Annotated in this window: 5 protein-coding genes; 3 read left to right on the top strand and 2 right to left on the bottom strand. The window is 72.0% G+C overall.

Annotated features, from left to right (window positions below):
- Window positions 1-607: LysR family transcriptional regulator (locus tag AVP42_RS05210; protein WP_157356738.1), on the bottom strand; the 607-nt coding region annotated here is incomplete at its 3' end.
- Window positions 608-808: 201 nt separating this feature from the next.
- Here AVP42_RS05210 and AVP42_RS05205 point away from each other — a divergent pair.
- Together AVP42_RS05205 and AVP42_RS05200 are read left to right on the top strand one after the other, a co-directional pair.
- Window positions 809-4438, top strand: a complete 3630-nt coding sequence (locus tag AVP42_RS05205; protein ID WP_067946807.1) for a bifunctional proline dehydrogenase/L-glutamate gamma-semialdehyde dehydrogenase — start codon at window positions 809-811, stop codon at window positions 4436-4438.
- An 82-nt stretch (window positions 4439-4520) separates the two neighbouring features.
- Window positions 4521-5465, top strand: a complete 945-nt coding sequence (locus AVP42_RS05200) for a 1-phosphofructokinase family hexose kinase (protein ID WP_067946805.1) — start codon at window positions 4521-4523, stop codon at window positions 5463-5465.
- Between the two features lie 93 nt (window positions 5466-5558).
- Here the strand turns inward: AVP42_RS05200 and AVP42_RS05195 are convergent, their stop codons facing one another.
- On the bottom strand, window positions 5559-6038 hold the full coding sequence (locus tag AVP42_RS05195) for a RimK/LysX family protein (protein ID WP_067946811.1): 480 nt from the start codon (window positions 6036-6038) through the stop codon (window positions 5559-5561).
- A gap of 27 nt (window positions 6039-6065) precedes the next feature.
- Between AVP42_RS05195 and AVP42_RS05190 the strand changes: the two genes are divergently transcribed.
- Entirely contained in the window at window positions 6066-7271 is a 1206-nt protein-coding gene (locus tag AVP42_RS05190) for a RimK family alpha-L-glutamate ligase (RefSeq protein WP_067946803.1), read from the top strand.
- Window positions 7272-7283: the final 12 nt, after the last annotated feature.

Below are 7283 nucleotides of genomic sequence, written 5' to 3'. Positions count from 1 at the left end.
CGGGCGGCGCGTCGACGTCGACCGGGGCGGCGGCGGGGTCCACCCGGCGGGCGGCACGGCGGCGCGACGACGGATGCGGCGGGAGCGCCAGCCGGATCGCGTCGCGGGCGAGCGGAACCCGGTCGAGTTCCGGGTGCAGCGGCCTCGTCGTCCCCGGGTACTGCTCCGCGACGACGAGGTCGAAGTCGCGCGCGGCAACGTCGAACAGGGCGAGCTCCGGCTCGCGCTCGGTGATCTCGACACGCAGGTCCGGGTGCTCCTGCGCGAGGAGGGTGAGCGCCTGCGGCACGACGGCGTGCGCCGCGGACTGGAACACGGCGATGCGCACGGTGCCGCTCACGGTCGTGAGCGACCGCGCGACATCCGCTTCGGCCTCTTCGAGCCGCTCGAGCACGGCCTGCGCGTGCCCGATGAGCAGTTCGGCCTGCGGCGTGAGCTGCACCCGGCGGCCGACCTGCACCAGGAGCGGGACGCCGGCCTCCTTCTCGAGCTGCGCGAGCTGTTGCGAGACCGACGACGGGCTGTACGCGAGCGCGTCGGCGACCGCGGCGAGCGTGCCCCGGCGGCTGAGCTCGACGAGTAGGCGCAGGCGGCGTACGTCGAGCATCGCGTGGCACCTCCTCGTGCGGCATCCGTGGGGTTAGGTTCGGCGTGCCGGATGACGGACACCGAACATTCGGGAAACATGAACAGTATGCATCGGATTCGTTCGCTGTACTGAACGGATGTCGCGGGCGCACACTGGAATCGGCGGGTGCGCACCACCCCGCGCACTCCCCCTACCCAGAGATCGAAGGACATCGCCGTCGTGACCACTCAGAACACGCTCGCGAACGTCGTGCCGAGCACCGACCACGTCGTCGCCCTTGTCGAGCGTTGGCTCGCCGAGAGCAGCACCCATCCCGTCGACCCCGCCGCCCAGCGCCTCGCCGGCGTGCTGAAGGACCCGAACGGCCTGGCCTTCACCGTCGGCTTCGTCGACGGCGTCATGCGCCCCGAGGACCTCGGCGTCGCCGGTCGCAACCTCGCGCAGGTCGCGAAGCTCACCCCGAAGTTCCTGCCCGCGTACCTCAAGGCCGCCATCCGCCTGGGCGGGGCGATGGCGCCTGCGTTCCCGTGGATCGTCATCCCGATCGCCCGCCGCGTGCTCCGCGCCATGGTCGGCCACCTCGTGCTCGACGCGACGCCCGCCAAGCTCGGCCCGGCCATCGAGAAGCTTCGCGAGACCGGCAACCGCCTGAACCTCAACCTCCTCGGCGAGGCCGTGCTCGGCGAGCAGGAGGCCGACCGCCGACTCAAGGGCACCTACGACTTCCTCGCGCGCGACGACGTCGACTACGTGTCGATCAAGGTGTCGAGCGTCGTCAGCCAGCTCTCGATGTGGTCGTTCGACGAAGCCGTCGAGAAGGTCGTGAAGAAGCTCACGCCGCTGTACGAGCTCGCCGCGAAGGGCGCCGCGCGCGGCCAGGCGAAGTTCATCAACCTCGACATGGAGGAGTACCGCGACCTCGACCTCACCATCGCGGTCTTCAAGAAGGTGCTCGACCAGCCGCAGCTGCGCGGCCTCGAGGCCGGCATCGTCCTGCAGACGTACCTGCCCGACGCCCTCGGCGCCATGCAGGACCTCACCGAGTGGGCGCTCGCCCGCCGTGCCGCCGGCGGCGCACCCATCAAGGTGCGCGTCGTCAAGGGCGCGAACCTCGCCATGGAGCACGTCGACGCCGCCATCCACGACTGGCCGATCGCGACGTACTCGACCAAGCAGGACTCCGACACGAACTACAAGCGCGTCCTCCACTGGTCGATGACCCCCGAGCGCATCGACGCCGTGAAGCTCGGGGTCGCCGGCCACAACCTCTTCGACGTCGCCCACGCGTGGCTCACCGCCAAGGAGCGCGGCGTCGAGCACGGCGTCGAGTTCGAGATGCTGCTCGGCATGGCCACCGGCCAGGCTGCGGCGGTGCGCGGCGACGTCGGCCGCCTGCTGCTGTACACGCCGGTCGTGAACCCGTCGGAGTTCGACGTCGCGATCGCGTACCTCATCCGCCGGCTCGAGGAGAACGCGAGCCAGGAGAACTTCATGTCGGCCGTGTTCGAGCTGAGCGAGAATCGCGCCCTGTTCGAGCGCGAGCGCGACCGCTACCTCGCCTCGCTCGCCGCCCTCGAGGGCGAGGACCCGGAGGCCCCCGCGCCCGGCCCGAACCGCACCCAGAACCGCCGCACCGAGTGGGACGAGAAGGATGCCGCGGAGCTCGCCGGCACCGTCACCGGCGCCCCCGCCCCGGGCGACCAGCACGAGGGTTCGCTGACGAGCGTGGTGCTCGGCATCACGCGCGGCTCCGACGGCGAGCCCGTGCTCGGCTACGCCGACGAGGCCGCCGCGCTCGCCGGTCCCGGCGTCACCCCCGGGTTCCGCAACGAGCCCGACACCGACCCCGCGCTCGCCGCGAACCGCGACTGGGGTCGCCGCATCCTCGAGCGCGTCCCCGGCTCGACGCTCGGCATCGACACCCTGCAGGCCAACCGCATCGAGACGGTCGACGAGCTCGAGCAGCTCATGACGACCGTGGCCGCCAACGGCGCCGAGTGGGGCCGGCTCTCGGGCGATGAGCGCGCCGCGGTGCTGCACCGCGCGGGCCTCGCGCTCGCCGCGAACCGCGACCGCCTCATCGAGGTCATGGCCGCCGAGACCGGCAAGACCATCGCCGAGGCCGATCCCGAGATCAGCGAGGCGATCGACTTCGCGCACTACTACGCCGAGCGCGCCCGCGAGCTCGACCACGTGCAGGGCGCCCGCTTCGTCCCGTCGAAGCTCACGGTCGTCACCCCGCCGTGGAACTTCCCCGTCGCCATCCCCGCGGGCGGCGTGCTCGCCGCGCTCGCCGCGGGCTCGGGCGTGATCATCAAGCCCGCGAAGCTCTCGCAGCGCTCGGGCGCGGTCATGGTCGAGGCCCTCTGGGAGGCCGGCATCCCGAAGGACCTGCTCGCGCTCGTCGACCTCGGCTCGCGCGATCTCGGCACCAAGCTCGTCTCCGACGAGAAGGTCGACCGCGTCATCCTCACGGGCGCGTACGAGACCGCCGAGCTGTTCCGCTCGTTCCGCAAGGACCTGCCGCTGCTCGCCGAGACGAGCGGCAAGAACGCGATCATCGTGACGCCGTCCGCCGACCTCGACCTCGCGGCATCCGACGTCGTCAAGAGCGCGTTCGGCCACGCCGGCCAGAAGTGCTCGGCCGCCTCGCTCGTGATCCTCGTCGGCTCGGTCGCGAAGTCCGAGCGGTTCCGCCGCCAGCTGGTGGATGCCGCGACGAGCCTCCGCGTCGGCTGGCCCGAGCACCCGTCGAGCCAGATGGGCCCGATCGTCGAGCCCGCGAACGGCAAGCTGCTGCACGCGCTCACGACGCTCGGCGCCGACGAGGAGTGGCTCGTCGAGCCGAAGCCGCTGGATGACACGAACCGCCTCTGGTCGCCCGGCATCCGTGCGAACGTGAAGCCCGGCTCGTACTTCCACCTCACCGAGTTCTTCGGCCCGGTGTTCGGCGTCATGCACGCCAAGGACCTCGAGGAGGCCATCCGCTTCCAGAACGCCGTCGACTTCGGCCTCACCGCGGGCCTGCACTCGCTCGACTCCGAGGAGATCGCGACCTGGCTCGACACCGTCGAGGCCGGCAACCTCTACGTCAACCGCGGGATCACCGGCGCGATCGTGCAGCGGCAGCCGTTCGGCGGGTGGAAGCGCTCGTCGGTCGGCGCCGGCGCGAAGGCGGGCGGTCCGAACTACCTGCTCGGCCTCGGCGACTGGCGGCCCGACCACGGCGACGGCAGCCGTTCGCTCCACCTGCGCGGCCTCGAGAAGCGCGTCGCGGAGCTCATCGAGGCGTCGCAGTCGTCGCTCGACTACGACTCCTACGAGGTGCTGCGCCGCGGCGCCCTCTCCGACGAGGTCGCCTGGGCCGAGGAGTACGGCACGGTCAAGGACGTCTCGGGCGTGGGCGTGGAGCGCAACCTGTTCCGCTACCTGCCCCTGCCCGTCACCGTCCGGATCAGCGAGGACGCGACCCTCGCCGATGGCCTCCGCGTCATCGCCGCGGGTCTGCTCGCCAAGTCGAAGCTCGAGGTCTCGACCGCCCACGAGCTGCCCAAGGGCGTGCGGGCGATCCTCGCGGCTCGCGACATCCGCGTGGTCCGCGAGGGCGACGCCGGGTGGCTGGCTCGCGCCGCCAAGGGCGAGATCACGACCTCGCGCGTGCGCCTGGTCGGCGGCTCGGCCGCGGCGCTCGCCGACGCGACGAACGGCACGCCCGACCTCGCCGTGTGGGCGCACCCGGTGACCCCGTCGGGCCGGGTCGAGCTGCTGCCGTTCCTGCACGAGCAGGCCATCTCGATCACCAACCACCGGTTCGGCAACCCGACGACGATCTCCGACGGCGTCATCTAGGGGTTCCCAGAACGGATGCCACGAGGGGGGCGGTCGCGCGAGCGGCCGCCCCTTCCGCATGCCTCCCCCGTAGGCTCGACCCATGTCCGTGCACGCGCCGATCGTCACGCTGACCATGAACCCCGCGCTCGACGTGTCGAGCACGGTCGACCGGGTGATGCCCGAGCACAAGCTGCGGTGCGGCCCGAGCCGGTTCGACCCGGGCGGGGGCGGCGTGAACGTGAGCCGCGCCATCCGGAACCTCGGCGGCGACTCGATCGCGGTGTACCCGCTGGGCGGGCCCACCGGCCAGGCGTATCGCGGATTCCTCGAGCAGGCGGGCATCATCGGCCGCGTCGTCACGATCGCGGGGAACACCCGCGAGAGCTTCACGGTCGACGAGCTCGCGACGGGCGAGCAGTTCCGGTTCGTGCTCCAGGGGCCCACGCTGCGCGAGCCGGAGTGGCGCGCGTGCCTCTCGGTCGTCGCCGACCACCTGCCCGTCGGCGGGTTCCTCATCGCGAGCGGCAGCCTCCCGCCGGGCGTGCCCGACGACTTCTACGCGATGCTCGCGCGCATCTCGGCCGACCACGACATCCGGCTGGTGGTGGATGCCTCGGGGCCGGCGCTCGCGGCCGCGCTCGACGCGGGCGTGCACCTGATCAAGCCCAGCCGCGACGAACTCGCGGAGCTCGTCGGCGCGCGTGGGGAGCTCGATGACGCGGCGATGGTCGACGCCGCCAGGTCGCTCGTCGCGGCGGGGCGGTCGCGCATCGTGGCGCTCACGCTCGGCGGCCGCGGCGCGATCCTCGTGAGCGAGGGGGAGACGCTCCGGCTCGCGACCCCGCGCGTGGAGGTCGCGAGCGCGGTGGGCGCGGGCGACTCCTTCCTGGCCGGGCTCGTGCTGCGGCTCGCCGAGGGCCGCCCGCTCGCGGACGCGTTCCGGACCGCGGTCGCAGCGGGCAGTGCGACGGCGATGCTGCCGGCGACGGAGCTGTGCCGGGCGGAGGACGTGGCGCGGCTCGAGGGAGAGCTGGCGGCCGCCTGAGGGCGGGGTCTCGGTACGGGCGCTTCGCGTCCTACTCGACCACCGGCGGGGTCTCGGTACGGGCGCTTCGCGTCCTACTCGACCACCGGCGGGTCAGGCGCGACCGCGGTTGCGGCGACGGATGGCGCGGGGCGCCCGCCCGCCGACGAAGGACCGCCCGGCGTCGACGAGGAACCCGTTGCGCAGCGCCTCGCGACCGATGAGCATGCGGAAGCCCATCTCGTCGCGGTTCGTGAGCGTCACCTCGGCGGTCACCTCGCGGCCGAGCAGCACGAGGTCCATGAGGACCACGATCCGCTCCTGCGTGTGGCCCGTCGAGCTGCGCACCACGCGGCGGTCGTGCACCGGCAGTTCGACCGTGGCGGCGTCCTGGTCGGTGTCCTGCCACGGGTGGATGCCGAACCGTACCCGGTCGACGCCGTCCCGCGTGAACTCCTCGACGTCGAACGCGTGCAGCGCCGACGAGCGCGCGCCCGTGTCGAGCTTCGCCTTGATCCACTCGACGTCGGCCTGGGGCAGGCGCACCCACTCGCGCCATCCGGCGATGGTGCTTGAATGGGTGGGCTCTGTCATCCGAACCATCTTCGCAGGGACCACCCCATGAAACTCGCGATCCTGTCGCGCGCGCCCCACGCCTATTCGACCCAGCGTCTCCGTGCTGCAGCGCAGCAGCGCGGTCACGACGTCAAGGTGTTGAACACGCTCCGCTTCGGCATCGACCTGTCCGGCCCGGAACCCGACCTGCAGTACCGCGGCCGGCAGCTGTCGGACTACGATGCGATCCTGCCCCGCATCGGCAACTCGATCACGTACTTCGGCACGGCCGTGGTGCGCCAGTTCGAGCAGATGGACGTGTACACGCCCAACACCGCGAACGGCATCACGAACGCGCGCGACAAGCTCCGCGCGACGCAGATCCTCTCGCGTCACAACATCGGCATGCCCGCCACGACGTTCGTGCGCAACCGCGCCGACCTGCGCCCCGCCATCGAGCGCGTCGGCGGCGCGCCCGTCGTGATCAAGCTGCTCGAGGGCACCCAGGGCATCGGCGTCATCCTCGCCCCCGAGGTGAAGGTCGCCGAGGCGATCATCGAGACGCTGCACTCGACGAAGCAGAACGTGCTCATCCAGAGCTTCATCAAGGAGAGCCGCGGGCGCGACATCCGTGCCCTCGTCGTGGGCGACCGCGTCGTGGCCGCCATGCGGCGGAGCGCGGCGGGCGACGAGTTCCGCTCGAACGTGCACCGGGGCGGCACCGTGGCCGCCGTCGAGCTCACGCCCGAGTACGAGCAGGCGGCCGTGCGCTCGGCGCAGATCATGGGCCTCAAGGTCGCCGGCGTCGACATGCTCGAGGGCAATGAGGGCCCGCTCGTGATGGAGGTCAACTCGTCGCCCGGGCTGCAGGGCATCGAGACGGCGACGAACCTGGATGTCGCGGGCGCCATCATCGACTACATCGCCAACCAGGTCGCGTTCCCCGAGATCGACGTGCGCCAGCGCCTCACCGTCTCCACGGGCTACGGCGTCGCGGAGCTCGTCGTGCACGGCGCGGCCGACCTCGTCGGCACGACGCTCGGCGAGTCGGGGCTGTGGGACCGGGACATCACGGTGCTCACGCTGCACCGGGGCACGACGGTCATCCCGAACCCGCGCAAGGGCGTCGTGCTCGAGGCCGAGGACCGGCTGCTGTGCTTCGGCAAGCTCGAGGAGATGCGCTCGATGATCCCCGAGCGGCGGCGGCGCCGGCAGAAGGTGCGCAAGCTGCCGAAGGAGCCGATCCCGGCGCCCGCCGAGGCCGCCGGCTGACCGCGCCGTCGC

Source organism: Agromyces sp. NDB4Y10 (assembly GCF_001620055.1).
Lineage (GTDB): Bacteria > Actinomycetota > Actinomycetes > Actinomycetales > Microbacteriaceae > Agromyces > Agromyces indicus.
This window is presented reverse-complemented; position numbering and strand designations above follow the sequence as displayed.